28 protein-coding genes are annotated in these 26,254 nt (G+C 65.0%); 10 read left to right on the top strand and 18 right to left on the bottom strand.

Translation table 11 applies throughout. From position 1 onward, the window contains the following. The first annotated feature begins 81 nt into the window (after positions 1-81). The 4 genes from RPS27_RS18230 to RPS27_RS18245 all read left to right on the top strand — a co-directional run bounded on the left by RPS27_RS18230 (position 82) and on the right by RPS27_RS18245 (position 2,236). Entirely contained in the window at positions 82-831 is a 750-nt protein-coding gene (locus RPS27_RS18230; protein WP_007605089.1) for a F0F1 ATP synthase subunit A, read from the top strand. 53 nt (positions 832-884) lie between these two features. Beyond that, complete coding sequence (locus RPS27_RS18235; protein WP_007599451.1) at positions 885-1,115, top strand: F0F1 ATP synthase subunit C; 231 nt, start codon at positions 885-887, stop codon at positions 1,113-1,115. A 62-nt stretch (positions 1,116-1,177) separates the two neighbouring features. Then, complete coding sequence (locus RPS27_RS18240; protein ID WP_194405778.1) at positions 1,178-1,744, top strand: F0F1 ATP synthase subunit B; 567 nt, start codon at positions 1,178-1,180, stop codon at positions 1,742-1,744. A gap of 6 nt (positions 1,745-1,750) precedes the next feature. Then, positions 1,751-2,236 carry an ATP F0F1 synthase subunit B gene (locus RPS27_RS18245; RefSeq protein WP_194405777.1) on the top strand — a complete coding sequence of 162 codons (486 nt, stop codon included), beginning with the start codon at positions 1,751-1,753 and terminating at the stop codon, positions 2,234-2,236. Positions 2,237-2,432: 196 nt separating this feature from the next. Here RPS27_RS18245 and RPS27_RS18250 read toward each other — a convergent pair whose 3' ends face one another. From RPS27_RS18250 to RPS27_RS18270, 5 genes are all read right to left on the bottom strand, one after another. Then, positions 2,433-3,083, bottom strand: coding sequence for a hypothetical protein (locus tag RPS27_RS18250; RefSeq protein WP_212065859.1), 651 nt, complete (start codon positions 3,081-3,083; stop codon positions 2,433-2,435). A gap of 120 nt (positions 3,084-3,203) precedes the next feature. After that, a complete protein-coding gene (locus RPS27_RS18255) occupies positions 3,204-3,791 on the bottom strand; it encodes a GNAT family N-acetyltransferase (protein WP_011084002.1) in 588 nt (195 codons plus the stop codon). A 39-nt stretch (positions 3,792-3,830) separates the two neighbouring features. Next, the gene (locus RPS27_RS18260; protein ID WP_212065858.1) at positions 3,831-5,120 is read right to left on the bottom strand and encodes a pitrilysin family protein; all 1,290 of its coding nucleotides are present in this window, start codon (positions 5,118-5,120) and stop codon (positions 3,831-3,833) included. Then, entirely contained in the window at positions 5,117-6,535 is a 1,419-nt protein-coding gene (gene thrC / locus RPS27_RS18265; RefSeq protein ID WP_212065857.1) for a threonine synthase, read from the bottom strand. The genes RPS27_RS18260 and thrC overlap by 4 nt, the downstream gene beginning before the upstream one ends. Positions 6,536-7,130: 595 nt before the next feature. Continuing rightward, the gene (locus RPS27_RS18270; protein WP_194405773.1) at positions 7,131-7,775 is read right to left on the bottom strand and encodes a response regulator transcription factor; all 645 of its coding nucleotides are present in this window, start codon (positions 7,773-7,775) and stop codon (positions 7,131-7,133) included. Positions 7,776-7,862: 87 nt separating this feature from the next. Here RPS27_RS18270 and RPS27_RS18275 point away from each other — a divergent pair, with 87 nt between their 5' ends. Continuing rightward, positions 7,863-9,203: a histidine kinase gene (locus RPS27_RS18275; protein ID WP_212065856.1), complete on the top strand. Its 1,341-nt coding sequence runs from the start codon at positions 7,863-7,865 to the stop codon at positions 9,201-9,203. A 96-nt stretch (positions 9,204-9,299) separates the two neighbouring features. On the opposite strand, the gene RPS27_RS18280 is transcribed toward RPS27_RS18275, so the two are convergent. The 9 genes from RPS27_RS18280 to coxB form a co-directional block, all read right to left on the bottom strand. After that, a complete protein-coding gene (locus RPS27_RS18280; protein WP_212065855.1) occupies positions 9,300-9,668 on the bottom strand; it encodes a nuclear transport factor 2 family protein in 369 nt (122 codons plus the stop codon). Positions 9,669-9,784: 116 nt separating this feature from the next. Next, a complete protein-coding gene (locus tag RPS27_RS18285; protein WP_212065854.1) occupies positions 9,785-10,537 on the bottom strand; it encodes an SURF1 family protein in 753 nt (250 codons plus the stop codon). Then, a complete protein-coding gene (locus RPS27_RS18290) occupies positions 10,534-10,935 on the bottom strand; it encodes a DUF983 domain-containing protein (RefSeq protein ID WP_194405769.1) in 402 nt (133 codons plus the stop codon). The genes RPS27_RS18285 and RPS27_RS18290 overlap by 4 nt, the downstream gene beginning before the upstream one ends. A gap of 98 nt (positions 10,936-11,033) precedes the next feature. Further along, complete coding sequence (locus tag RPS27_RS18295; protein ID WP_194405768.1) at positions 11,034-11,930, bottom strand: cytochrome c oxidase subunit 3; 897 nt, start codon at positions 11,928-11,930, stop codon at positions 11,034-11,036. A 79-nt stretch (positions 11,931-12,009) separates the two neighbouring features. Continuing rightward, positions 12,010-12,663, bottom strand: coding sequence for a cytochrome c oxidase assembly protein (locus tag RPS27_RS18300; RefSeq protein ID WP_212065853.1), 654 nt, complete (start codon positions 12,661-12,663; stop codon positions 12,010-12,012). A gap of 5 nt (positions 12,664-12,668) precedes the next feature. After that, complete coding sequence (locus RPS27_RS18305) at positions 12,669-12,845, bottom strand: hypothetical protein (protein WP_063197888.1); 177 nt, start codon at positions 12,843-12,845, stop codon at positions 12,669-12,671. Then, on the bottom strand, positions 12,842-13,786 hold the full coding sequence (locus RPS27_RS18310; protein ID WP_211418750.1) for a heme o synthase: 945 nt from the start codon (positions 13,784-13,786) through the stop codon (positions 12,842-12,844). Before RPS27_RS18310 ends, RPS27_RS18305 begins: the two co-directional genes overlap by 4 nt. A 60-nt stretch (positions 13,787-13,846) precedes the next feature. Next, entirely contained in the window at positions 13,847-15,466 is a 1,620-nt protein-coding gene (gene ctaD / locus RPS27_RS18315; RefSeq protein WP_194405765.1) for a cytochrome c oxidase subunit I, read from the bottom strand. Positions 15,467-15,553: 87 nt separating this feature from the next. Then, the gene (gene coxB / locus RPS27_RS18320) at positions 15,554-16,393 is read right to left on the bottom strand and encodes a cytochrome c oxidase subunit II (RefSeq protein ID WP_194405764.1); all 840 of its coding nucleotides are present in this window, start codon (positions 16,391-16,393) and stop codon (positions 15,554-15,556) included. 461 nt (positions 16,394-16,854) lie between these two features. On the opposite strand from coxB, the gene RPS27_RS18325 reads away from it, so the two are divergent. From RPS27_RS18325 to RPS27_RS18340, 4 genes are all read left to right on the top strand, one after another. Then, positions 16,855-17,400, top strand: a complete 546-nt coding sequence (locus tag RPS27_RS18325; RefSeq protein WP_212065852.1) for an invasion associated locus B family protein — start codon at positions 16,855-16,857, stop codon at positions 17,398-17,400. A 233-nt stretch (positions 17,401-17,633) separates the two neighbouring features. Further along, positions 17,634-19,061, top strand: coding sequence for a metalloprotease TldD (gene tldD, locus RPS27_RS18330; protein WP_211418752.1), 1,428 nt, complete (start codon positions 17,634-17,636; stop codon positions 19,059-19,061). Further along, positions 19,058-19,834: a signal peptidase I gene (lepB, locus tag RPS27_RS18335; RefSeq protein WP_194405761.1), complete on the top strand. Its 777-nt coding sequence runs from the start codon at positions 19,058-19,060 to the stop codon at positions 19,832-19,834. The genes tldD and lepB overlap by 4 nt, the downstream gene beginning before the upstream one ends. A gap of 16 nt (positions 19,835-19,850) precedes the next feature. After that, positions 19,851-20,417, top strand: coding sequence for a nucleotidyltransferase family protein (locus RPS27_RS18340; RefSeq protein ID WP_211418753.1), 567 nt, complete (start codon positions 19,851-19,853; stop codon positions 20,415-20,417). A gap of 125 nt (positions 20,418-20,542) precedes the next feature. On the opposite strand, the gene RPS27_RS18345 is transcribed toward RPS27_RS18340, so the two are convergent. The 3 genes from RPS27_RS18345 to RPS27_RS18355 all read right to left on the bottom strand — a co-directional run bounded on the left by RPS27_RS18345 (position 20,543) and on the right by RPS27_RS18355 (position 23,218). After that, positions 20,543-21,145 (bottom strand): PAN domain-containing protein, encoded by a 603-nt coding sequence (locus RPS27_RS18345; RefSeq protein ID WP_313754148.1) that lies wholly within the window; start codon positions 21,143-21,145, stop codon positions 20,543-20,545. Positions 21,146-21,250: 105 nt separating this feature from the next. Beyond that, entirely contained in the window at positions 21,251-22,621 is a 1,371-nt protein-coding gene (locus tag RPS27_RS18350) for a glutamate--cysteine ligase (RefSeq protein ID WP_194405758.1), read from the bottom strand. A gap of 99 nt (positions 22,622-22,720) precedes the next feature. Continuing rightward, complete coding sequence (locus RPS27_RS18355) at positions 22,721-23,218, bottom strand: MarR family winged helix-turn-helix transcriptional regulator (protein ID WP_194405757.1); 498 nt, start codon at positions 23,216-23,218, stop codon at positions 22,721-22,723. A 126-nt stretch (positions 23,219-23,344) separates the two neighbouring features. On the opposite strand from RPS27_RS18355, the gene gstA reads away from it, so the two are divergent. Beyond that, positions 23,345-23,959 carry a glutathione transferase GstA gene (gene gstA / locus RPS27_RS18360; protein WP_212065850.1) on the top strand — a complete coding sequence of 205 codons (615 nt, stop codon included), beginning with the start codon at positions 23,345-23,347 and terminating at the stop codon, positions 23,957-23,959. 81 nt (positions 23,960-24,040) lie between these two features. On the opposite strand, the gene RPS27_RS18365 is transcribed toward gstA, so the two are convergent. Beyond that, the gene (locus RPS27_RS18365) at positions 24,041-26,254 is read right to left on the bottom strand and encodes an FAD-dependent oxidoreductase (protein WP_212065849.1); all 2,214 of its coding nucleotides are present in this window, start codon (positions 26,252-26,254) and stop codon (positions 24,041-24,043) included.

Genomic DNA, 26,254 nt, shown 5'->3' on the forward strand with positions numbered 1-26,254 from the left:
CGGTCTTGCCGGTACGGGCCGGCCCGGCCGGCAGACCGAGACCCGCCGGCATAGCCCGGCAGACCAAGAGATGCCGCGCTGATGAAAATCGATCCGATCCACCAGTTCAACATCGAGCCTCTCTTCACCCTGGGCCATATCGGCAATCACACGATCGCCTTCACCAATTCGTCGCTCTATATGCTGGTGGCGGTGGCGATCATCTCGATCCTGATGCTTGCCAGCGGCACGCAGCTGGTTCCCGGGCGCCTTCAGTCGGTCGCCGAGATCTCCTACGAATTCGTAGCCAGCACCATCCGTTCGACGGCCGGCGCGGAAGGCATGAAGTTCTTCCCGCTGATCTTCTCGCTGTTCATGTTCATCTGCGTCTCGAACCTGGTCGGCATCATCCCCTACACCTTCACGATCTCGAGCCATCTGATCGTGACGGCAGCGCTCGCGCTTCTGGTGTTCTTCACCGTGCTGATCTACGGCGTCGCCAAGAACGGCCTGAAATTCTTCTCGATCTTCGTGCCCCACGGCGTCCCCGGCTACATCCTGCCGCTGGTGATGTTCATCGAGATCCTGTCGTTCTTCCTGCGGCCGGTCTCCCACAGCGTCCGTCTGTTCGCCAACATGCTGGCCGGCCACATCGCGCTGAAGGTGTTCGCGGGCTTCGTCGCCATGCTTGGCTTCTCGCTCGGCGCACTCGGCTGGGTCGGCGGCGTGCTGCCGCTGGCGCTCACGGTCGCGCTGTACGCCCTCGAGATCCTGGTCGCGTTCCTGCAGGCCTATGTGTTTGCGATCCTGACCTGCATCTACCTCAACGACGCCATTCATCCGGGACACTGAGCGGTCCGGGGAATTTCCACCCACAACCCAATCTTTCTTCCAAGGAGTCTAAAATGGATCCGGCAGCAGCAAAACTTATCGGCGCGGGCATCGCATGCATCGGCATGGGCGGCGCGGGCGTCGGCGTCGGCGTGATCTTCGGCAACTACCTCGCCGCGGCGGTTCGCAACCCGTCGGCCGCTCAGGGCCAGTTCGGCAACCTGATCTTCGGCTTCGCCGTGACCGAAGCGCTCGGCATTTTCTCGCTGCTGATCGCGCTGCTGCTGCTGTTCGTTCCGCTCTGAGGACGACGTTCTTCGCGCCGCTTCAACCGAAGCGGCGCGCTTGACAGCAACAGGAGTACTCCATGGCTGAGAGTCATGGCGGGGCGAAGGGTCCGGCGGCGGGCGCACACACCGAGGCTGACGGTGGTCACCACGGTGGCGGCTTTCCGCCGTTCGAGAGCAGCAACTATGCTTCGCAGCTGGTGTCGCTCGCGATCTTCTTCGTCGTGCTTTATGTGATCGTGTCCAAGCTCGCTCTGCCCAAGGTCGGCGGGGCGATCGAGGCGCGTCAGAACAAGATCGAGGGCGACCTCGCCGAAGCGCAGAAGCTGAAGGACCAGTCCGACGCGGCGCTGAAGGCCTATGAAAGCGAGCTCGCCTCGGCGCGTTCGCGGGCGCAGGCGATCGGCAACGAATCCCGCGACAAGGCGAATGCGCAGGCGGACGCCGAGCGCAAGGCCGTGGAAGAGCAACTGGCGGCCAAGCTCGCCGGGGCGGAAAAGACCATCGCCTCGACCCGCGCCGCCGCCATGAGCAACGTCCGCGGCATCGCGGCCGATGCGGCAGGTCAGATCGTGCAGCAGCTCACCGGCGTCGTCCCCGATGCCGCGTCAGTCAATGCCGCGGTCGATGCGTCGCTGAAAGGTTAGCCACAGATGTTCTTCGATCCTGAAACCTGGGTCGCCATCGCCTTCGTGATCCTGATGGTCGTGTTCGGCTATCTCGGGGTCTTCAAGTCGGCGATGACCGCGCTCGATCATCGTGCCGAGCGCATCAAGGCCGAGCTCGACGACGCCCAGCGCCTCAAGCAGGAAGCCGCCAAGGTGCTCGCCGACTACAAGGCGCGCACCGCCTCGGCCGAACGCGAGGCCGCCGAGATCATCGCCAACGCCAGAAGCGAAGCCGAGCGCATCGCGACCGAGGCCAAGGCGAAGATGGAAGACTTCGTCGCCCGCCGTACCAAGACCGCCGAGAGCAAGATCGCGCTCGCCGAGGCCCAGGCGGTGGCCGATGTCCGCGCCGCCGCCGCGGAGGCCGCCGTCCAGGCCGCCTCGACGATCCTGTCGCAGTCGGTCAAGGGCCAGGTCGCCGACGATCTGCTCGCCAAGGGCATCAACGAAGTCCGGCAGAAGCTGAACTGAGGGACTTGCCTTCACCAATCAAAAGCCGGCGCGATGAGCGCCGGCTTTTTTGTTGGCTGAAGGGTTTCGTGTCCCGGACGCGGCGCGGCATGCAATGACGCGACGCAGAGCCGGGACCAGCATGTCGCAGCATGGGCGCCGGCTCTGCAGCGCACCGCTGAAGAAGCGCTGCGCTGCGTCCGGGGCACTACCCGCCCTACTTCTTCTTCCGCCCCTTCGGCTCGGGCGAGAGCGCCTGCGGGTCGAAGCCGACATAGAAAATGTAGTTATCGGCGACCGCGGGTGCCGGCACCGGATAGGTCATGTCCTCGATCACGAAGGTAAAGGGCACGCTGCCGCCCTCGGTCATGTCGACCGTGGTGCGGTAGGCCTTCGAGGCGATCACCTTCTCGCCGACGCCGCCCTGCACGACGGCGATGCGCAAGGGCACCTCGACGGAGGCAGGCGCGCCGGCGGGACCGGCGATCACGCGGCCCTGGATACCGATCCGGGCCGTGATGCCGCCGCTGCTGCGGGCACATTCGCGCGCCATCTTGGTGATCGAGGCCTGGAAGCGAATCTCATTGCCGACAGCCGGCTTGCCGCTGGCGCCGACCGCGTAGGTCGAGGCCCCCGCACGCACCGTCACCTGGGGGCAATCGAGGTCGTCCTCGGCCGGCTGGCCGGGCGCCGGCGGCGGCTTGGGCTGGGCCGGCTCGTCGGACTTGCCGCCGAACAGGCTCTTGAAACGGTCGGTCAGTGACTGGGCCGCCACCGGCGAGACAGCAGCGAGCGAGGCCGACACAACAAGCGCGATCGCAGGCACCTGCCGCAGGACATTCCGCGACGACCGAAGCTGCTTCCCCATCAAAGCCCCTACTCCATGACAAAACCCGGCCGATCGCCGGCAGGCCCCGCGGGTTATATCGCCAAAATCGGCGAACCCAAGGCAGCAAAATGGGGGATTTGACCACGCGAATCAGGCGGCTCAGCCGCGGAAATCCTCATGCAGCAGGCCGAACAGCAGATGATCCTGCCAGACCCCGTTGATGCAGAGGTAGCGGCGGGCGAGCCCCTCGCGTGAAAAACCGCACTTTTCCAGCACCCGGATCGACGGCGCATTGGTGGGGATGCAGGCCGCCTCGACCCGGTGCAAATTGAGCTCGCCGAACAGTGTCGGCAGCAGCACCCGCAGCGCCGCCGTCATGTAGCCGCGATGGGCATGGGGCTGCCCGACCCAATAGCCGATGGTGCCGGCCTGCACGATGCCGCGGCGGACATTGGCCAGCGTGATGCCGCCGACCATGGCGCCGTCGAGCTCGCGGAAGATCAGAAAGGGATAGGAGCGGTCCGCCGCGATGTCCTCGGAATAGCGGCGCAGACGGCGGCGGAAGCCTGAGCGGGTGAGATCGTCCGACGGCCAGATCGGCTCCCAAGGCGTCAGGTAGTCGCGGCTGGACTCGCGCAGGTGAGCCCATTGCAGGAAGTCCGACATCTGCGGCGCGCGCAGCAACAGCCCGTTGCCGCGCGGCGCGAGGGCGGCGGGTCCACTGGAGGGCAGGCGAAAGAGGGCCATGGTGATGCTTCCCGGGGCAGATCGACCCGCGCGCGGCTCTTAATGCAGCCGCGCCTTGGCACGTGCCCGGGTCAATCCTTCCGCAAAAGACACCGCCGTGTCCAGACCCCTGCCACTGCCCAATGCGACAACGGCCGGCCGGCTCCGCGACAACAGCGCCCGCGCCGCGTCCCGGGTCGATTCGACGCTGACGGCGTCGATCCGGGCCACCAGCTCCTCCACCGTCTGCGGCCGCCCATAGGCAAGGACATGGCGGGCAAGCTGCTCGGCGCGGGACGAGCAGCTCTCCAGCGCCATCAGGAGGCCCGCCTTCATCTGCGCCTTGGCCCGCGCGATCTCGGCCTCGGTCAGCGTCTCCACCGAATCATTCATGATGTCGACCACGACCTCCATCATCTCCGGCGCGTCGGCCGGATCGGTACCGGTGTAGAGGCCGAAGAAACCGGTGTCGGTATAGGGCGCGTGGAACGAGTAGATCGAATAGCAGAGGCCGCGCTTCTCGCGCACCTCCTGGAACAGACGCGAGGACATTCCCCCGCCGAGGATGTTGGTGAAGACCTGGAGCGAGAACAGCGACAGATCGCTCTGCGGCACGCCTTCCAGTGCCAGCGTCAGATGCGCCTGCTCCAGCTCGCGATGCACCACCTTGGCGCCGCCTTTGCCGAACTGGGCGGTTTGCGGCTTCGGACCCGGCGTCCCCTGGAAAGTCGCGAAGCGCTTCTCGGCCTCGGCGACCACTTGGCTGTGATCGACCGCGCCGGCCGCCGCCACCACCATGTCGGGTCCGCGATAATGCGTCGAAAGATAGCCGCGCAGCATGTCGCGGTTGAAGGCGCGCAGCGTCTTGGCCGTGCCGAGCAGCGAGCGGCCCATCGGCTGGTCCGGATAGCAGAGCTCGTTGAGATGCTCGAAGACGACGTCGTCGGGCGTATCCTGCGCGGCACCGATCTCCTGCACGATGACGTTCTTCTCGCGCTCCAGCTCGTCGGGCTCGAAGGCGGGATTGGCGAGGATGTCGGCGAGCACGTCGAGCGCGAGCGGCACGTCGGCCTTCAGCACCCGCGCGTAATAGGACGTGGTCTCGGTCGAGGTGCCGGCATTAAGGTCGCCGCCGACCGCCTCGATCTCCTCGACGATCTCGCGCGAGGAGCGCTTGGTGGTGCCCTTGAACGCCATGTGTTCGAGCAGATGCGAAATGCCGTGCTCGTTCGGCTTCTCGTCGCGGCCGCCGACGCCGGCCCAGACGCCGAGCGCTGCGGTCTCGAGATGGGGCATCTTGTCCGTGACGACGGTCAGGCCGGAGGCAAGCTTGGAAATCTCGACACTCATCCGGCAACTCCCTGCTTTGCGGCGCGGCTGACCGCCAGCACGAACCGCTCGACCTCGGCCTGATCGTTCTTCATCACCTTCATGTGTTCGGATTTGGTCATCAATCCGTCGAGCCAGGCCGGCAGTTGCGGCCGCTGGCCGCAGGCCGCTTCGACGGCGTCGGGGAATTTGGCCGGATGGGCGGTGGAGAGCACGATGCTCGGCACCCCAGTGTCGGTGGTGTCGCGATCGGCGACGGCGAGCGCCACTGCCGTATGGGGATCGACCAGTTCGCCTGCCTCGCGCCAGCCGGCACGGATCGCAGCCGCGGTCTCGGTCTCGTCGGCGCGACCGGCGTCGAACTCCTCGCGGATGGCAGCCAGCGTCGCATCGGGCAGCACGAAACGTCCGGACTGCTTCAGCGAATCCATCAGACGACGAACACCCGCCGCATCGCGCCGGCCGGCCTCGAACAGCAGCCGCTCGAAATTTGACGAGATCTGGATGTCCATCGACGGCGACGCGGTCGCGTGCACCTCACGCACTTCGTAGATCCCTGTCTTCAGCGTTCGCGCGAGAATGTCGTTGACGTTGGCGGCGATGCGCAGGGTCCGTACCGGCAATCCCATGCGCTTGGCGACGTAACCGGCAAAGATGTCGCCGAAATTGCCGGTCGGCACGACGAAATCCACCGCGCGCGCCGGCGCACCGACGGCAACGGCGGACGTGAAGTAGTAGACCACCTGGGCGACGATGCGCGCCCAGTTGATGGAATTGACGCCGGAGAGCGAGGTCGCATCGCGGAAGCGATGGTTGTTGAACATCCCCTTCACGAGCGCCTGGCAGTCGTCGAAATTGCCCTCGATGGCGAGCGCATGGACATTGGCCGCGCCCGTCGTCGTCATCATCCGCCGCTGCACCTCGGAGATGCGGCCGTGCGGAAACAGCACGATCAGATCCACATTCTCGAGGCCGGCGAAAGCCTCCACCGCGGCACCGCCGGTATCGCCCGACGTCGCGACCACGATGGTGGTGCGCTGGCCGCGCTTGGCGAGCACATGGTCCATCAGCCGCGAGATGAGCTGCATCGCCACGTCCTTGAAGGCGAGCGTCGGACCGTGGAACAGCTCCAGCACGAATTGGTGCGGCGCCATCTGGCGCAGCGGCACCACCGCCGGATGGCGGAAGGTCGCGTAGGCCTCGTTCGCCATGCGGCCGAGCTCGGCATCGGTGATCTCGCCGCCGGTGAAGGGACGAATCACATCGACCGCCACCTCCCAATAGGGACGGCCGAAGAAACCGGCGATGGTCTCGCTGGAGAGCTGCGGCCAGATGGTTGGCACATACAGGCCGCCGTCGCGGGCAAGCCCGGTCAGCATCACGTCGCAGAAGCCGAGTTCGGGGGCATCGCCCCGGGTCGAGATATAACGAGTCAAACTGCCCTCCAAAGGCCGAGCGGCCTGCGCCGCTCGTTAAGCCTTTGATTTCACGAAATTACTTGTTAGCGGCCAGAGGCTCTGGGCCACCATAAAGTGTTTTGCGGCATCGGGAAACCGCTTCCCGCCTCTCCCCCGCCCAACGAAAAGGGGCTGCGGCGATGCCGCAGCCCCTCTCTTGGAAGGTCTGTCGTTGATGTGTGCAGACCGGTTTGCCCCTCGGGGTCGTCGCCCCCTCAAAACTATTCGCGCAACTCTTTCGTCGCCTGTCACGAAACCGTCAAGGGCGAAAACGATGAGGGCAAGAAAATGTTCCTATTTTTCCCGATCGAGATCCGGCCCTGGCAAACGCAACCAGGCAGCATCACGTCGCGCATTGCCGCTCTTTCCCGAATTATGGGATTCCTTGGGAACGAACCCTGCCTCCGCCCATTGGGGTCGGCGGATGGGTGTCGGCGGTGTCCATGCATTGCCCGGCTGCGCGCTGACAGCGATCCGTCCCGCCGAACCGGCTGCATTCTGGAGCGGCCGGTTCGGTGCTTCCGGACCGATAGTGTCCGGGCCGCCAGTGCCCGGGCCGCGAGCACCCGGGAGGTCAATTCATCCCGATTTCCACTGCGATCCTGATCAGGTCGGAGTGGTTCTTGGCCCCCAACTTCTGCTTGAGCAGGGACGTGGTGTTGGCGACCGTCTTGTAGGAGATGCCGAGCGCTTCCGCGACTTCCACGATCTTGTCGCCGCGTCCGAGCAGGCGGAGAATCTCGAGCTCCCGCGGCGTCATCTGCGAGGCTGGGTTGGCCTTGATCGCCGCGCCGGAAAACGTCACGGCTTCCGCGAGTTGCGGTGAGATGAAATTGTCGCCGGCGACCACCTTGCGCACCGCTTTCAGCAGGATCCTGGGATCGTCGCCCTTGGAAACATAACCCTGCGCCCCAAGCTCGACTGCCCGCACCACGAAGGCCGGATCGTCGTTCATGCTGAACATGATGATCTTGGCGTCGGGATCGTCCTTGCGGATCCGTCGCATCAGCTCGAAGCCGGAGACGTCGGGCAGGCTGATGTCGATCACGGCGACGTCGGGCCGCTTGCTGACATAGGCGCGATGCCCGGATTTGGCGTCCGTCGCCTCCTCGATACGGATCGAATGGTCGGACGCGAACAGGGTGCGGCAACCGGACAGCACCACGGGATGGTCGTCGACGATCAGGACCCGGGTCCCCGGCTTGGCAGTATCTTGCATCGCGCGCTCTCTTGTTTTCTTGACTCATAGACCGCCGGGAACAAATGGAAAGAGCAAATCCCGCCGATGCGCGTTAGAATTGACCTAATGTGGCACCAACTCTCGTTCAGAACACAACTGTTTCTTCCGCTCGGCGCGAGTTTTCTCGCCGCGCTGATCCTGGGCGGCATATTGCTGCAGATATTTGCAACCGGGCAGCTTGCCGATGAGAACGAGCCGGCCCGGCGCTCGACCAGGATTCTTGCCACCGCGCTCAACAACACGCTGCGCGCCTCGGACAATCCGCAGAAGACGCTGGATGCCTTCGTCCAGTCGCTGGACACCTCCTCCGATATTCAATTCCGTCGGGTCGAAGAGGGTCCTTCTCCCTCCCCGAGAGATGACACGCGCAACCTGAAGCTGGTTCCAGGGTGGTTCATCAATCTTCTGACCATACCGGACATGGATACCGCGTCTGCTGTGGTCATTGATGGCAAGCACATCGGCGATATCGTGTTTTTGCCGGATCTGTCAGCCGACCTGTTCGAGAAGTGGATCGGCTTTCTCGCTTTGGCCAGTCTCGTCGCCATGCTGATGGTGCTCACTGGAATCATCGCCTACGCCTTCACTGGATCGGCTCTGCGCCCCCTGCAGCATCTCGGCAAAGGCCTGACGCGGATGCGGCGTGGCGATTACGCGACGCCGATCCCGGTCGGAGGGCCGCCCGAGATTCGGCAGAGCTGTGCGGAGGCAAACGCGCTGGCTGCAACGCTCGCGCAATTGAGCCAGGACAATCGCAATCTGATGCATCGTCTGGTATCGCTCCAGGACGACGAGCGGCGCGATCTCGCCCGCGAATTGCACGACGAACTCGGACCGCTGCTGTTCAGCATCCGCGCCGGCACGATCGCACTGATCGACGCCTCGCCCCAGGCGGGAAATCTCGGCAACTCGGCGGAAGAGGTGCTGCAATCGGTCGAAGCGCTGCAGCAGACCAACCGGCGCATCCTCGATCGGCTGCGGCCGCTCTACATCGAGGAGCTGGGACTTGCGACCAGCGTGCAGACGCTGCTCCGAAACTTTCGCAAGCAGGCGCCTCATATCATCCTGACGGATACGATCGATCCGGATCTCGACGTGATCGACGGGCCGTTGGCGCGGACCGTCTATCGCGTGATCCAGGAGTCACTGACCAACGTGCTGCGCCACGCCAAGGCCGGCAGCGCCCATGTCCAGGCGACCATCGCCGGCGAAACACTGATCGTCGAGATCTCCGACGACGGCGGCGGCTTCCCCGCCGACAATGCCTTCGGCCGCGGCCTGACCGGCATGCATGAGCGCGTGCGCGCGCTCAGCGGATCGCTGTCACTGCTGCGCGTGGACGAGCGAACCTATGTCCGTTGCCGCCTTCCGGCCGAGACGACACGCGAGGCGCCGGCCGGCGGCTAAAGCGCGGCGCGATGAGGAAGAATCGTCATCGCGCTCTAGGTTGTTCTTCAAGCATGATCTCTTCGGAAAACCGCTGCGCACTTTTCCGATCATGCTTCAGCAGGCGCAACAGCCGTCATGCGCGTTCTGCCCCGCCGGCTCGCACAGCGTGCTGCGGATCTTGCCTTCCGGACTGAAGCGAAAGGAGGCGTGAATGCGCAGCGCGCCGGCGACGGAATATTCGAGATCGACGCCATGGGGCGCCGGGCGGATTTCCTCCAACCCGAAGCCCGCCAGCGAGAACGCGCTGAGCCGCGGCTGCCAATAGGCCTCGAGCTCGCTCCGGCCGCGATAGCGCCGCGCGCCGTTGCACGTGCATTCGACCTGGGCGTCGTCCGCATAGAGGTCGAGCAACGTCGTGAGGTCGCCCTTCCGGCAGGCGTCCAGCCAGTCGACGACAATTCCCATCTGATCGAAATCGCTCACGCCGCAATCCTGTCTGCCGCGGAAAACCACTGGCGGCTTAGGACCACACTCGTGAATGTGCGCTGAATAATAAACCCCGGGCGATACCGGGTTCCCGCGCGGAGACCTTCGGCGGCTCAGCTCTGCCGCCGGCCTCTGGCCCACACCGCAAAGGCGATCAGCACGGCGCCCGCGAGCAAGAACCAGGTGACGGCATATTGCAGGTGGTCATCCTTCAGATGCACGTCGAGCGGCCCCGGACGGGGAATGCCGTTCTCGGGCGCCGGCTGCTCGAGATCCACATAGAACGGCGCCACCGCCCCCCAGCCGAGCGCGCTTGCGATGGCCGGATGATCGCGCACGAACCAGAGCCGCTTGTCGCGGTTCTCCGTCGGCGTCAGCCAGCCGGCCGCCTCGGGAAAGCGCAGATACCCGGTGAACGCGACCGGCTGCCCGGTCAGGAGCTTCTTCACCGCGCGATCCTCGACGCCGCGGTCCTGCATGGTGTTCTCGACGAAGCCCGCGTCGACCACGACCGTCTCGCCGCTCGGAAGCCGCGCCGGCAGGAACGCCCAAGTGCCGGGGCCGGAGGCATCCTTGCGCACCGCCGAGCCGGAGGAATAGACCATCGCATCGGGCAGGGCCGCATAGGTCGCCGTGAAGCTGACGCGGCGGAATTCGTCGCGTGCGGGATTGAGCGCAGCCCATTGGGCCGGTGACGGCAGCGCGATGGGTGCCGCGGCCAGACGCTCGGTGAGCGCCGCAATCAGCTCGTGCTTGGCGGTCCGCCGCTGCAATTGCCAAAGACCGAGCGCCAGCAGAACAGCCGTCAGGAACAGCGTGAACAGCGCGAAGCCGGCCACGCGAGGCTTGCGCGCAGGCTGGTTCATTTCGTGCGGTCGACCAGTCGGCCCGGCGCCGCCTTGTGGTGGAATTGCAGCGCGATCAGCAGCGACTTCATCGCACGCAGCGGCAACAGCGTGGTGGCCAGGATCAGTGGCAACCACAGCACCGCATGCAGCCAGTACGGCGGCTGGTATTTGACCTCGACGATGAGCGCTGCCGCAACGACGATCCCGCCGGCCAGCATGATGATGAAGATCGCGGGACCGTCGCCGGTATCGATGAAGGCGTAGTCGAGACCGCAGCGCTCGCAGGCGGGCGCGAGGTTGAGGAAGCCCGCATAGAGCTTGCCCTGGCCGCAACGCGGACATCTGCAGGCAAGCCCGCGCAGCGCGCTCTGCAGGACGGTGGTCTCGGGCTCGGATTTGCCGGCGGTGTCGTTCATGATGGCGGACTCTATCACACTTCTCGCCGAAACTTGCGGCGTCCCAAATGCGAAAGGGCGGCCATGCGGCCGCCCTTTGTGATCATCTTCCTCGCGGCTCAGTGCGCGCCGTGGGCCATGGTCTCGGCGCCGTGTCCCCAGACGTAGATGCAGAGGAACAGGAACAGCCAGACCACGTCGACGAAGTGCCAGTACCAGGCGGCGAACTCGAAGCCGAGGTGCTGCTTCGGCGTGAAGTGGCCGGCATAGGCGCGGAACAGGCACACGAGCAGGAAGATGGTGCCGACCAGCACGTGGAAGCCGTGGAAGCCGGTCGCCATGAAGAAGGTCGCGCCGTAGACGTTGCCGCCGAACGAGAACGCCGCATGGCCGTACTCATAGGCCTGCACGCAGGTGAAGAGCGCGCCGAGCACGACGGTGAGGATCAGGCCGTATTTCAGGCCCTGGCGGTCGTTCTCGAGCAGCGCGTGGTGCGCCCAGGTCACGGTGGTGCCGGAGGTCAGCAGGATCAGCGTGTTCAGGAGCGGCAGGTGCCAGGGATCGAAAGTCTCGATGCCCTTCGGCGGCCAGGTACCGGGGACCGCGCAGGCGCCGGCCTGGGTGCCGAGGCCGCAGCCGAACACGGCGTCGCGGGTGGCGTGGACCGCGTCGGCCGGAAACAGCGCCGCGTTGAAATAAGCCCAGAACCAGGCGACGAAGAACATCACCTCGGAGGCGATGAACAGGATCATGCCGTAGCGGTGATGCAGCTGCACGACGCGGGTGTGGTCGCCCTTGTACTGGGCTTCCTTGATCACGTCGCCCCACCAGCTCACCATCGTGTAGAGCACGCCCACGGTGCCGACGCCGAACACGATCGGCGCGGCCGAGTACATGTGATGCATCCAGGAGATCGCGCCGACCGCCATGATGAAGGCCGAGAGCGAACCGACGGCCGGCCACGGAGAGGGATCGACCAGGTGATAGTCGTGATGCTTGGTGTGCGCCGTTGCCATTTGCGGTCTCTCTCCTCAATCCCGTGCCTGTCAGGCACTTATCCCCATGGTTCCGACCTTGCGAGCGCGAGCCCGGCGGTCAGAGATTTCCCTTGCGCTTGTCGCCTTCGCCCGATGCCAGCGGCTTCACCACGGGATCCTTCACCGGATAGAAGGTGTAGGACAGCGTGATCGTGTTGAGCCCGTCGTTCTCGTGATCCTCAGTGATCGACGGGTCGACGTAGAACACAACGGGCATCTCCCGCTTCTCGCCGGGCGCCATGGTCTGCTCGGTGAAGCAGAAGCAGTTGATCTTCTGGAAGTAGGATCCGACCGTCAGCGGCGCGACATTGTAGGCGGCCTGGGCGGCCGTGGTGCGCGCGGCCTGGTTGGTCACGGTGTAGAAGACGGTCACGACCTCTCCGATCTTGATCTCGATCTCGTTCTGCTCCGGCTCGAACTTCCAGGGCAGGCCGGGCGCGACGTTGGAATCGAAACGCACGGAGATCTTCCGCGCGATCGGCCCCGTGGCCGGCGCGGAGGTCGCGACTTGCGTCGTTCCGTTGAAACCGGTGGCGCGGCAGAACCAGTTGTAGAACGGCACCGCCGCGTAGGACGCACCGACCATCAGCGCGACCACGCCGCCGCAGATGGAAGCAACCACCGCATCGCGGCCCAGCCCACGGCGCTTGGCCGGCTTACGATCGCCCGGCTTGGCGCTGACATCCTGCGATATGGTCGGCTCGTGATTCATTTGTCCTACATCGGCCGCACGAGAACGGCCGGTCCCTTGACCATGGTGACGGCGAAGAACAGCACCACCAGCACGCCGAGCGCGAGTGCGATCGCGATCGAGCGCTGACGACGGCTCTTCTTCTGCGCCTCGGTGAGGACGATTCCGTCTGTCTCGGGTTTGTCGGCCATCGCGGTGATCATGCGCCCCCAACCATCGGAGCCAGTGCCCGGAACACGACCTCGGCCAGCAGGGTCGCGAACAGCACGAACAGATAGAGGATCGAGAAGGCAAACAGCTTGCGGGTCGCGCGCAGCGACGCAGCCCGCTCGCGGCGCATATAGACGTTGATCGCGAGCACCAGCATGCCGGCCCCCAGGATCAGCGAAACGATGCCGTAGACGGCGTCGAAATAGCCGAGCGCCCAGGGCGCCGCGGCGACCGCGATCAGCACGATGGTGTAGAGCAGGATCTGCAGGCGCGTAGCGTCGGGACCGGCGACGTTGGGCAGCATCGGAATGCCGGCGCGCGCGTAGTCGTCGGAGCGGAACAGCGCCAGCGCCCAGAAATGCGGCGGGGTCCAGAAGAAGATGATGGCGAACAGCAGCAGCGGCTCGACGTCGACCGTGCCCGTGACGGCAGCCCAGGCCACCACCGGCGGCAGCGCACCGGCGGCGCCGCCGATCACGATGTTCTGCGCGGTCCAGCGCTTCAGGCCCATCGTGTAGATCACGACGTAGAAGAAGATGGTGAAGGCGAGCAGGCTGCCCGCGATCCAGTTGACGAGGATGCCGAGCGTCATCACCGAGAAGAAGGACAGCGTCAGGCCGAACGCCATCGCCTCGGGGCGGGTGATGCGGCCGCGCGGGATCGGCCGGTTCGCCGTGCGCGACATCTTGGAGTCGATGTCGCCTTCGAGCGCCATGTTGAGCGCGCCGGAGGCGCCGGCACCGACGGCGATGCAGAGCAGCGAGGTGAACGCGAGCACGGGGTGGAAGTGTCCGGGCGCCATCGCCATCCCGACCAGCGCGGTGAAGATCACCAGCGACATCACCCGCGGCTTCAACAGCGCGATGTAGTCGCCGACCTCCGCCTCGGAGATGCGGGGATTGATGTCGATGGCGTTCTGGTCGAGGACGGACACGAATTCAACTCGCTTCGTTAGAAGAGCCGCGGCGCCCGTGACGGGCGCCGCGGGAGATCGTTACTGAACGCGGGGCAGCACTTCGAACTGGTGGAAGGGCGGCGGCGAGGGCAGCGTCCATTCCAGCGTGGTCGCACCGGCACCCCACGGATTGTCGCCCGCCGGCACCTTCTTCATGAAGGCGTCGAACACGCAGTAGAGGAAGATCAGCACGCCGAAGCCGGAGATGTAGGAGCCGACCGACGAGACCAGATTCCAGCCCGCGAACGCATCGGGATAGTCGACATAGCGGCGCGGCATGCCCGACAGGCCGAGGAAGTGCTGCGGGAAGAACACCAGGTTGACGCCGATGAAGGTGACCCAGAAGTGCGCCTTCGCGAGCGTCTCGTTGTACATGTAGCCCGACATCTTCGGGAACCAGTAGTACCAGCCGGCGAAGATTCCGAACACCGCACCCAGCGACAGCACGTAGTGGAAGTGCGCGACGACGTAGTAGGTCTCCTGCAGCACGCGGTCGACGCCGGCATTCGCCAGCACGACGCCGGTGACGCCACCGACGGTGAACAGGAAGATGAAGCCCACCGCCCAGATCATCGGCGCCCGGAATTCGATCGAACCGCCCCACATGGTGGCGATCCAGGAGAAGATCTTCACGCCGGTCGGAACCGCGATGACCATGGTCGCGGCGACGAAATAAGCCTGTGTCGCCGAGGACATGCCGACCGTGTACATGTGGTGCGCCCACACCACGAAGCCGATGCCGCCGATCGCGACCATGGCGTAGGCCATGCCGAGATAGCCGAACACGGGCTTGCGCGAGAAGGTCGAGACGATCTGGCTGATCATGCCGAAGGCGGGCAGGATCAGGATGTACACTTCGGGGTGGCCGAAGAACCAGAACAGATGCTGGAACAGCACGGGGTCGCCGCCGCCTTCGGGGTTGAAGAACGTCGTGTGGAAGTTGCGGTCGGTGAGCAGCATGGTGATCGCACCGGCAAGCACCGGCAGCGACAGCAGCAGCAGGAACACCGTCACCAGGATCGACCACACGAACAGCGGCATCTTGTGAAGGGTCATGCCCGGCGCGCGCATGTTGAAGATCGTGGTGATGAAGTTGATGGCGCCGAGGATCGACGAAGCGCCTGCCAGATGGAGCGACAGGATCGCGAAGTCGACGGCCGGACCCGGATGGCCGGAGGCCGACAGCGGCACGTACATGGTCCAGCCCGCGCCGACGCCGTTGGCGCCCGGCTCGCCCTCGACGAAGGTCGACATCAACAGCAGCGCGAACGAGGCCGGCAGCAGCCAGAAGGAGATGTTGTTCATGCGCGGGAACGCCATGTCCGGCGCGCCGATCATCAACGGGACGAACCAGTTGCCGAAGCCGCCGATCATCGCGGGCATGACCATGAAGAAGATCATGATCAGACCGTGAGAGGTCACGAACACGTTATAGGTGTGCGTCTCGTGGAAGATCTGCACGCCCGGATACATCAGCTCGGCACGGATCGCGATCGACATCGCGGCGCCGATGACGCCGGCGATGACCGCGAAGATCAGGTACATCGTGCCGATGTCCTTGTGGTTGGTCGAATAGACGTAACGGCGCCATCCGGTCGGATGGGCGTGCTCGTCATGTCCGTGGGCGTGATCGCCGTGTGCCGCTGCGCTCGTTGCCATTTTCAAATCCTGCCTTGCGTCCCGTTCGGACCTCCAGGAGGTCCCGCCCTTCTATCGCTTTCAGTCCCTCACGCCGTCACCCGACGCTTACTGCGTCGGGCCGGCCGCGGAGGCGTAGGTGCTGGTGCCGCCGCTCGCAAATTTCTTCTTCGCGGTCTCGACCCAGGAGGCGAATTCCTGGTCCTCCACGACGCGAATCGCGATCGGCATGAAGGCGTGGTCCTTGCCGCACAGCTCCGAGCACTGGCCGTAGAACATGCCGGTCTTGGTGGCCTTGAACCAGGTCTCGTTCAAGCGACCCGGAATGGCGTCGATCTTGACGCCGAAAGCCGGCAGCGCAAAGGCATGGATGACGTCCGCGCCGGTGACCTGGACGCGAATCACCTTGTTGACCGGAACCACCATCTCGTTGTCGACGCCGAGCAGACGGGGCTGCTTGTCCTGCGCCATCAGCGAGTCGAACTCGAACTTGCCGTTATCCGGATAGGCGTAGGACCAGTACCACTGCTTGCCGGTCGCCTTGATGGTCAGATCCGCCTTCGGCACGTCGAGCTCGAGGAACAGAAGCCGGAACGACGGCACCGAAATGCCGACCAGGATCAGCACCGGAACGAGCGTCCAGGCGACCTCGATCAGCGTGTTGTGGGTGGTCCGCGACGGCACCGGATTAGCCCGCGCGTTGAACTTGATGACCACGACCACCAGCAGCGCCAGAACGAACAGCGTGATCAGCGTGATCAGCACGAACAGAAAATTGTGGAACCAGACGATGTTGTCCATCACCGGGGAACCGGACTCCTGAAGCGTCCATTCCCAGGGCTTCGGCTGTCCGAGCTCGGCAAATGCCGCACCGCCTGTCGCCAGCGTCAGACCCGCCACGGCCAATCCCAGCAAGTGCCGGCCTATCCGGCCCATCGACATCCTCATGCCGTTCGCGCTCCCCTTACGAAGTCACCCCAAGTGCGCTCCCCTGTGTCCGGGAAACGCTTATTCGATCCGCCCGCCTGACAAACCGCCGCGCAAGAATACCTCTAAGAGGAATTGGGGCCAGATCGCTAGAACGCCGAAATCAAGCCTCTCAAACCATAGTTTTTGATCTATCGCAATGCAGTCTTGAGCCCTGTCTGCCAGCGATCACCCGCAAGATATTTCCTAGTAAGATCAGACAAAAATACCGTTCGCCGGGATGCTGCCGCTTGACAGCGGAATTGCCCGCGTTAGGCACTGGCGGATGGCCGCGCAGGAACCTGATTCGTGCGGGCGGCGGCGGCGTGAGGCGGCGTGGAATTTGCTTGGGAATTGCCTTCAAGACGCCGTCATTCCCGTATCAGTCCGCCAGATTAGTCCGCCAAGCGCGAGCGAGGAAGGCGAGCAGAGGGACCGAGCCGATGGGGCTTTCGAAAGCGATGGCTAGGCCGGCGACAAGGCAGCTTAACCACCTCCCGGCGCTGGCCGCCATGCTGGTTACGCTCGCCCTGCTGGCACTTCCCGGCCTCGCCCATGCGCAGGGCGCAGTACGCTCCGTCCATGGCGACTGGCAGATTCGCTGCGACACGCCGCCGGGCGCCCAGACCGAGCAATGCGCCCTGATCCAGAGCGTGGTCGCGGAAGACCGTTCCAATGCCGGCCTGACCGTCATCGTGCTGAAGACCGCCGACCAGAAGAGCCGCCTGATGCGCGTGGTGGCGCCGCTGGGCGTCCTGCTGCCCTCCGGCCTCGGCCTCAAGCTCGACAACCAGGACGTCGGCCGCGCCGGCTTCGTCCGCTGCCTGCCCAATGGCTGCGTCGCCGAGGTCGTCATGGACGACAAGCTGCTCGGCCAGCTCCGCACCGCCAAGACCGCCACCTTCATCATCTTCGAGACCCCGGAAGAAGGCATCGGCTTCCCGCTCAGCCTGAACGGCCTCGGCGAAGGCTACGACAAGCTGCCATAGGGCGGCACGCGATCGCCCGCTCTCCAATCCCGTCGTCCTGAGGCGCGAGTTCGGCAGCGCGATCGCGGTGCCGTGCTAGCCTCGAAGGACGACGGGGATGGACCAATGCTTGCGGCACGTTTTGGCGAACGTCCTGCCACACCTATCGTTTCGGTAATGTGACGCCCCGCCCCCTCGCGGAACCGGTCCGAAACCATTATCTTGCCCCAGATCTTCCGCTAATGGACGGACGCATGACAAATCCTGCCACGACCTCCCTGCTCGACCGCGCCAATCTCGACCGCGACCAGGTTCGCCACGAGGTCGCGCGCGGGCTTTCCGGCGCCGACGACGGCGAGCTGTTCCTGGAGTACAGCCAGACCGAAGCGCTGATGTTCGACAATGGGCGGCTGAAGCAGGCGACCTACGACACCTCGCAGGGTTTTGGCCTGCGCGCGGTCAAGGATGATGCCGTGGGCTATGCCCACTCCTCCGACGTCTCGCTGCCGGCGCTGATGCGCGCGGCGGACGCGGTCGCGGCCGTGCGCGGCGGCTATTCCGGCAGCTTTGCCGCGCCGCCTCCCCGCACCAATGTGCGGCTCTATGGCGACGACAACCCGCTCGACGCGCCCGGCTTCGAGACCAAGGTCAAGCTGCTCGCCGAGATCGACGCTTATTTGCGCGACAAGGATCCGCGGGTGCGGCAGGTCAGCGTCAGCCTGGGCGCGACCTGGCAGGTGGTCGAGATCCTGCGCCCGGACGGCGAGAGCTATCGCGACATCCGCCCGCTCGTGCGCGTCAACGTCTCCGTCGTCGCCGGCCAGGGTGACCGCCAGGAGAGCGGCAGCAAAGGTTATGGCGGCCGCGCCGGCTATGCCGAATTCATCGAGAGCCGGAGCTGGCGCGAGGCCGCCGATGGCGCGCTGCGCGAGGCCTTGGTCAATCTGGAATCGATCCCCGCCCCCGCCGGCGAGATGGACGTCGTGCTCGGGGCCGGCTGGCCCGGCGTGATGCTGCATGAAGCGGTCGGCCATGGACTCGAAGGCGATTTCAACCGCAAGAAGACGTCTGCTTTTGCGGGCCTGATGGGCCAGCAGGTCGCGGCCAAGGGCGTCACCGTGGTCGACGACGGCACCATTGCCTCGCGTCGCGGCTCGCTGTCGATCGACGACGAGGGCACGCCGACCAATCGCACCGTGCTGATCGAGGACGGCATCCTGGTCGGCTACATGCAGGACCGCCAGAACGCGCGGTTGATGAACATGAAGCCGACCGGCAACGGCCGCCGCCAGGGCTATGCCCACGTGCCGATGCCGCGCATGACCAATACCTACATGCTCGCGGGCGACCGCGACCCGGCCGAGATCCTCGCCTCGGTGAAGAACGGCGTCTTTGCCGCGAATTTCGGCGGCGGCCAGGTGGACATCACTTCGGGCAAGTACGTGTTCCAGTGCACCGAGGCCTACAAGATCGAGAACGGCAAGCTGGGCGCGCCGCTCAAGGGCGCCATGCTGATCGGCAACGGGCCGACCGACCTGCATCGCATCCGCATGATCGGCAACGATCTCGCGCTCGATACCGGCATCGGCACCTGCGGCAAGAACGGTCAGGGCGTGCCTGTCGGCGTCGGCCAGCCGTCGCTGCTGATGGAACGCATTACGGTGGGTGGAACGGGCGCATGAGCGTTGAAAAAGTAACTGTCGCCTCCAAGCGGAAGAGCAGCGGCTGGGGCGGGCAGATCGTTCAGCTCGCCGGCATCGTCGTCGCCGTGTTCATCGCCAAGGGCGCGCTCGCCGAACCGTTCTACGTGCCGTCGGGCTCGATGGAGCCGACGCTGCTGATCGGAGACGCGCTGCTCGCCTCGAAATTCCCCTATGGCTACGGCAGCTCCTCCCTGCCGATCCAGATCAGCCTGCCCGAGACCGGCCGCGTGTTCGCGGAGACGCCGAAGCAAGGCGACGTCGTGGTGTTTCGCTGGCCGGGCGATCGTTCGCAGGCCTGGGTCAAGCGCGTGGTGGGTCTGCCCGGTGATCGCATCCAGATGCGGCAGGGCCAGCTCTTCATCAACGACCGCCCCGCCGAGCTCAAGCCGGACGGCGTCGGAGCTGCCGAGGACGACAATGGCGGCAGCGAGCCCGCCTACCGCTATGTCGAGACGCTGCCGAACGGCGTCTCGCACCTGATCTTCAAGATGCGCGACAACGGTCGGCTCGACAACACGCCGGAGGTGACGGTGCCGGCCGGTCATCTTTTCGTGCTCGGCGACAACCGCGACAACTCCTCCGACAGCCGCGTGTCGGTGCGCTCCGGCGGCGTCGGCCTGTTGCCGATCGACAATCTGATCGGCCGCGCGGATGCGGTGCTCGGCTCCTGGGATCTCGGCATGCGCAGCCAGCCGGTATGGACCTGGCTGTCCGGCTTCCGGCCCGCACGGTTCTTTACCGCCGTGCATTGACCTTCCTCATCTCACGATGAACCGCGACGAATTCCTCGCGCTCGCGCTGAGAAATCCCGTCAACGTCGCGATCATCGATGAACTGCACCGCCTCGCCCTGCCGGACGCGTGGCTCGTCTCTGGTTGCCTGGTGCAGACAGTGTGGAACGCGCTCACGGGCCGCGCGGTCGATCACGGCATTGCCGATTACGACGTGTTCTATTTCGATCCCGATATTTCGTGGGAGGCGGAGGACGCTGTGATCCGCAAGCTAGATGCGCGGCTCACGCATCTCGGCGCCAAGATCGAGATCCGCAACCAGGCGCGTGTGCATCTATGGTACCCCGACAAGCACGGCCTGCCCTATCCGCCGTTGAGGCGTTCGACCGACGGCATCGACCGCTTCCTCACGCAGAATACGCAGGTCGGCGTTAGGCGCGCAGGAGATGGCTACGAGGTCTACGCGCCGCACGGCTTTGACGACGTTGGGGGATTGATCGCGCGGCCCAATCCAGGACCAAATTTTTCCGCGGCGAACTACGCGGTGAAGACCGCGCGATGGAAGACCCTGTGGCCGGACCTCACAGTGATTGCAGCGGACTGAGAATCTCGTAGGGGGCAAAGCGAAGCGTCCCCACGGATCCGTCGCCGTATTGGAAAGTTCGTGGGCACGGCGCAGGGGCGCCTTTCCCCAACCAACGGCACCTGCGCCTGCAGTGAGACCGGCCCCTACCGAACCACGCCCGACGTGAATCCCGCCTTGCGGCGCGGCGGCTTGATTTCCTTTTTCAGGAAGCAGCGCGCCTCGCGCCCGGTGTAGCCGGGGCGGGCATAGGTGAAGGCGCGGCACTTGTTGTCGGCGGTGCACGCGGCCTTGCAGGCCTCCACGCTCTCGCCGTCCTTCAGCTCGAAATTGCGCAGGTCCCCGCCGGGGCGATCGATTGACGTCTCCACGCCCTCGACCCGCGGCTCGATCACGCCGGCGCCGCGCACGCCGGAGATACAGCAGCTTCCCGGCACGCGCGCCGGCACGGTGTTCTTGAGCCAGCACACCGCCGAGCCGCCTTCGACGTCGGGATAGCTGAAGCTCCAGGAGCGGCAGCGGCGGTCGCGCTCGCACAGCAGCGCGCAATCCTCCGGATCGCCCGACGCGACCGGCGAGCTGAAATAGTCGCCGCCGGGCCGGTCGAACGCCGTCTGGGCGCGCGCCGGCACGCTCGCAAATGCGAGCAACAGCAGCGCGGCACAGGCCACGACGCTTGCCAAGACCTTTGCCAAGACCTTTGCCAAGACCTTTGCCATGACGGCGCCGGACAGGCGGCCCTTCCCCATCGGAACAGCTTTCGAGTTATTGAGGACGCTCAGGTTTTTTCAGCCGGTCATTTGATCGCCGCAAACCTGTATGGGCGATGAACGGCTGAACTCCCGATCGGGTCCCTAGAACGCGTATTCCGCGTAGGCCGGTTCCACCGAGCCCTTCCAGGGACCGTTGAACTTGTCCAACATTTCCTCGGCCGGGGTCCGGCCGGAATCGATGATGCGGTCGAGCGGCTCCAGATGCCGGGTTTCGTCGCGGCCGAGCTGGTCGATCCGGCCGCGACGGCGCAGGCCGGCATGGGCCAGAACGAGGCATTCCTTGGCGATCTCGAACAGATAACGGTTCTTGATCCGCGCCTTGAAGCCGAAGCGCGGCACGTCGTCGCGCAGGGCCTGACGCTCGGGCGCGGTCCAGTGCTTGACGATCTCCCAGGCCGCATCGAGCGCGACATCGTCATAGAGCAGCCCGACCCAGAACGCCGGCAGCGCCGGCAAGCGGCCCCATGGACCGCCGTCGGAACCGCGCATCTCGAGATAGCGCTTGAGCCGCACTTCCGGGAAGATGGTCGACAGATGATTGGCCCAGTCCGACAGCGTCGGACGCTCGCCGGGAAGGTTGTTGTTGCGGCCCTCGAAGAACGCGCGGAACGAGGAGCCCGACACGTCGATGTAGTCCTCGTCGCGCTTGACGAAATACATGGGCACGTCGAGCGCGTAGTCGACATAGCGCTCGAAGCCCATGCCGTCCTCGAACGCCCACGGCATCATGCCCGACCGCGCGTTGTCGGTGTCGCGCCAGATCTCGGAGCGGAAGGAGAGGAAGCCGTTCGGCTTGCCTTCGGTGAACGGCGAGTTGGCGAACAGGGCGGTTGCGACCGGCTGCAGTGCGAGCGACACGCGCAGCTTCTTGACCATGTCGGCTTCGGAGGAGAAGTCGAGATTGGTCTGCACCGTGCAGGTCCGGTACATCATGTCGAGGCCGTACTGGCCGACCTTCGGCATGTAGTTGGTCATGATCTTGTAGCGGCCCTTGGGCATCATCGGGATGTCGGCGCGCGACCAGGATGGCGTCATGCCGAGGCCAAGGAAGCCGATGCCGAGCGGCGTTGCGATCTCGCGCACCTGCGCCAGATGCGCCATCAACTCGCTCTGGGTCTGATGCACGTTCTCGACCGGGGCGCCGGAGAGCTCGAACTGTCCGCCGGGCTCGAGCGAGATCGCGCCGCCGCCGGTGACGTCGTAGAGGCCGATGATGTTGCCCTTCTCCATGATCGGCTCCCAGCCGAGCAGGAGCTTCATGCCTTCGAGCAGCGCGCCGATGCCCCGCGCGCCCTCATAGGGCACCGGACGGTGGCCTTCGAGCGTGAACGGCGTCTTCTCGTGCTCGGTGCCCATGCGCCACTCGGACGCCGGCTTGCAGCCGGCCTCGAACCACGCCACGAGCTCGTCGCGCGATTGCAGCGGCGTCATATCGATCTGGTCTCGCGCCATATCAAACTCTAATCAAAGGCGCTTCGACCGAATGCGCGCGGGTGACGGGGATGGTCCGCGAACCCACCGGGCGCACGGACGAGCTGGTGTGCCGCGCGATCATCGCGACGGCGCGGTTTCGTTGACGTTGGCGACGGGCGGCAGCTTCATCTCGCCGCAGGAGCAGCCCAGCCGGTCGAGCAGACCGCTGAGCTTGACGGCATCGGCATCGGACAGTTTCGAACCGACATATTTCTCGATCGCCGCCGAATAGGCGCCCCACATCCGCTTCTGCAGCTCGCGGCCGGCTTCGGTGATCTCGACGAACTGGCCGCGCTTGTCGATCTTGCATTCGCGCCGTGAGGCGAGGCCCTCGTCGACCAGGCGGTCGATCAGGCGCGAGGTGGAATATTGCGGAATCAGCATCTGCCGTTCGAGCTCCACCGGCCGCAGCTCGCCGCTCGGCGCCCGTGACAATTCGAGCAGCGCATCGTACCAGGCGAGCGGCGGGAAGCCGGCCTTCTTCAAATCCTGCTCGACGCAATCGAGCACGCGGCTCTGCACCCGCATCAGGCGGATCCAGGCGGAAGTCGCCTCGGTCGATGGTTTGCGTTTCATGGTCCCGCTCAAGCTCGTCGCCCGTCTCTTACCTCATTTGATGCAGCTGCATCAATCTTGACTATTCCAAGCAACTGCATGTAATCGTTCTTTCGGCCGAACCAAGCATCAGGAGAAGGAAATTCCATGAAACTGTATTATTCGCCCGGTGCCTGTTCGCTGTCCCCCCACATCGCGCTCCTGGAAGCCGGCCTGCACTATGAGCTGGTCAAGGTCGATATCCGGGCCAAGAAGCTCGAAAATGGTGAGGATTATCTGAAGCTGAACCCCAAGGGCCAGGTCCCTGCGCTGGGCCTCGACAGCGGCGAGATCGTGACCGAAGGCCCGGTCATTGTCCAGATGATCGCCGATCAGGCAGCGGCCAAGGCGCTGGCGCCGGCCCACGGCAGTTCCGAGCGCTACAAGCTGCTGGAGTGGCTGAACTTCCTCACCTCCGAGGTGCACAAGAGCTTCGGCCCGCTGTTCGCGCCGGCGCTGAACGACGAGGCCAAGGCCTTCTTCAAGGACCGCGTCATGGGCAAGCTGAAATATATCGACAGCCAGCTCGCCGGCCGCGACTACCTGATGGGCAAGCAGTTCACGGTGGCCGACGGCTATCTGTTCACGATGCTGGTTTGGGCCGACCGGATGAAGTTCGACCTCACGGCGATGCCGAACCTGGCCGCCTACAAGGCCCGCGTCGCGGCGCGGCCGCAGGTCCAGGAAGCGCTGAAGAAGGAAGGCCTCGCGCAGGCGAAGTAAGGCAGAGCCTTCCCGAAATAGTGAAAAGGCCGGATCGATGGATCCGGCCTTTTTTGATTCTGCGCAGCTACAGGCTTCTCGTCAGGCCGCCGCCTTCTTCGGCGCGAAGCGGCCGTAGAAGGTTTCGCCCTTCGCCGCCATCTCCTCGAGCAATTTCGGCGGGGTGAAGCGCGAGCCGTACTTCGCCTCGAGCTTGTGGCAGAGCTCGACGAACTTCTTCGTGCCCATGAAGTCGATGTAGGACAGCGTGCCGCCGGTGAACGGCGCGAAGCCGAATCCGAGGATCGAGCCGACATCCGCCTCGCGCGGATCGGTGATGACGTGATCCTCGACCGTGCGCGCGGCTTCCACCGCCTGCACCACCAGGAAGCGCTGCTTCAGCTCCTCGATGTCGAGCGTGTCGGGGTCGAGCTGCTTCGGCTGCAAGGCCGAGAGGCCCGGCCACAGGCTCTTCGAGCCCTTGCCCTTCTCGGGATAATCATAGAAGCCCTTGCTGTTCTTGCGGCCGAGACGGCCCTGCTTCTCGACCATCTCCACCATCAGCTTCTTCTGATCGGGATTGATGGCGTTGGGGCCGAGATCGGCCTCCGTCGCCTTCATGATCTTCAGGCCGAGGTCGAGCGCGACTTCGTCCGAGAGCGAGAGCGGACCGACCGGCATGCCGGCCATCTTGGCGCAGTTCTCGATCATCGCAGGCGGCACGCCCTCGAGGAACATCTCGTTACCCTCGGCGACGTAGCGGCCGACGCAGCGGTTGGCGAAGAAGCCTCTGGAGTCGTTGACGACGATCGGCGTCTTGCCGATCTGCCGGACGTAGTCGAGCGCGGTCGCGAGCGCGAGATCGCCGGTGTTCTTGCCCTTGATGATCTCGACCAGCATCATCTTCTCGACCGGCGAGAAGAAATGGATGCCGACGAACTTGCCCTGGTCCTTGAAGCTCTCGGCCAGCGAGGTGATCGGCAGCGTCGAGGTGTTGGACGCGAAGATCACGTCCGGCTTCATGTGCTCCTGCGCCTTGGCGAAGGTATCGGCCTTGACCTTGCGATCCTCGAACACGGCCTCGATGACGAGGTCGACGTCCTTCAGCGCGGCGTAGTCCGCGGTCGGCGTGATCCGCGCGAGCAGCGCTTCGGCGTCCGCAGGCTTGGCGCGGCCCTTCTTGATCTGGTCCTCGATCACCTTCTGCGCATGCGCCTTGCCCTTGTCGGCGCTTTCCTGGTCGCGGTCGATCAGGACGACGTCGAGGCCGGCACGGGCCGAGACGTAGCCGACGCTCGCGCCCATGAAGCCGGCGCCGATCACGGCGATCTTCTTGACCTTAGTGGCGGGCACGTCCTTCGGACGGCGGGCGCCCTTGTTGAGCTCCTGCATCGACAGGAACAGGCTGCGGATCATCGCGGCCGCTTCCTTGGAGCGCAGCACCGAGGTGAAGTAGCGCGACTCCACGCGAAGAGCTGCGTCGATCGGCAGCTGCAGGCCTTCATAGACGCAGCTCATGATGGCGCGCGCGGCCGGATAATTGTCGTAGGTCTCGCGGCGATAGATCGCATTGCCGGCCGGGAACATCATCATGCCGGCCTTGGAGAACACCGGGCCGCCGGGCAGCTTGAAGCCCTTCTCGTCCCACGGCGCGACCGCCTTGCCGCCGCCCTTGATCCAGTCCTTCGCCGCCTTGACGAGGTCGGCCGCCGGAACGATGGCGTGAATCAAATTCAGCGCCTTGGCCTTCTCGACCGTCACAGGATCGCCCTTGAGCAGGATCGTCATGGCGTCCTGCGGCGGCACCAGGCGCGGCACGCGCTGCGTGCCGCCGGCGCCGGGGAACAGGCCGACCTTGACCTCGGGCAGGCCGAGGCGGGTCTTGGGATTCTCCGCCGCCACGCGATAGTGGCAGCACAGCGTGATCTCGAAACCACCGCCGAGCGCGAGGCCGTTGATCGCGGCCGCCCACGGCTTGCCCGAGGTCTCGATCGAACGCAGCACCAGCGAGAAGCGCCGGCTCTGGTCGAACAGCATCTGGTTCGCGGCGGTCTCGCCCTGCTCCTTGAAGACCTTAGCATAGGCCTGGTTCATGCCTTCGAGCATGGAGAGGTCGGCGCCGGCGCAGAATGCTTCTTTCGCCGAGGTGATGACGACGCCCTTCACCGCGGCATCGGCCGTGGTCGCCTTGACGATGGCGTCGAGCTCGTTGGTCGAGGTCTCGTCAAGCACATTCATCGAACGGCCCGGAATGTCCCAGGTGACGAGCGCGATGCCGTCGGAATCGGTCTCAACCCTGAAGTTCTTGTAAGCCAT

The organism is Bradyrhizobium sp. WYCCWR 12699 (genome assembly GCF_032144035.1).
Lineage (GTDB): Bacteria > Pseudomonadota > Alphaproteobacteria > Rhizobiales > Xanthobacteraceae > Bradyrhizobium.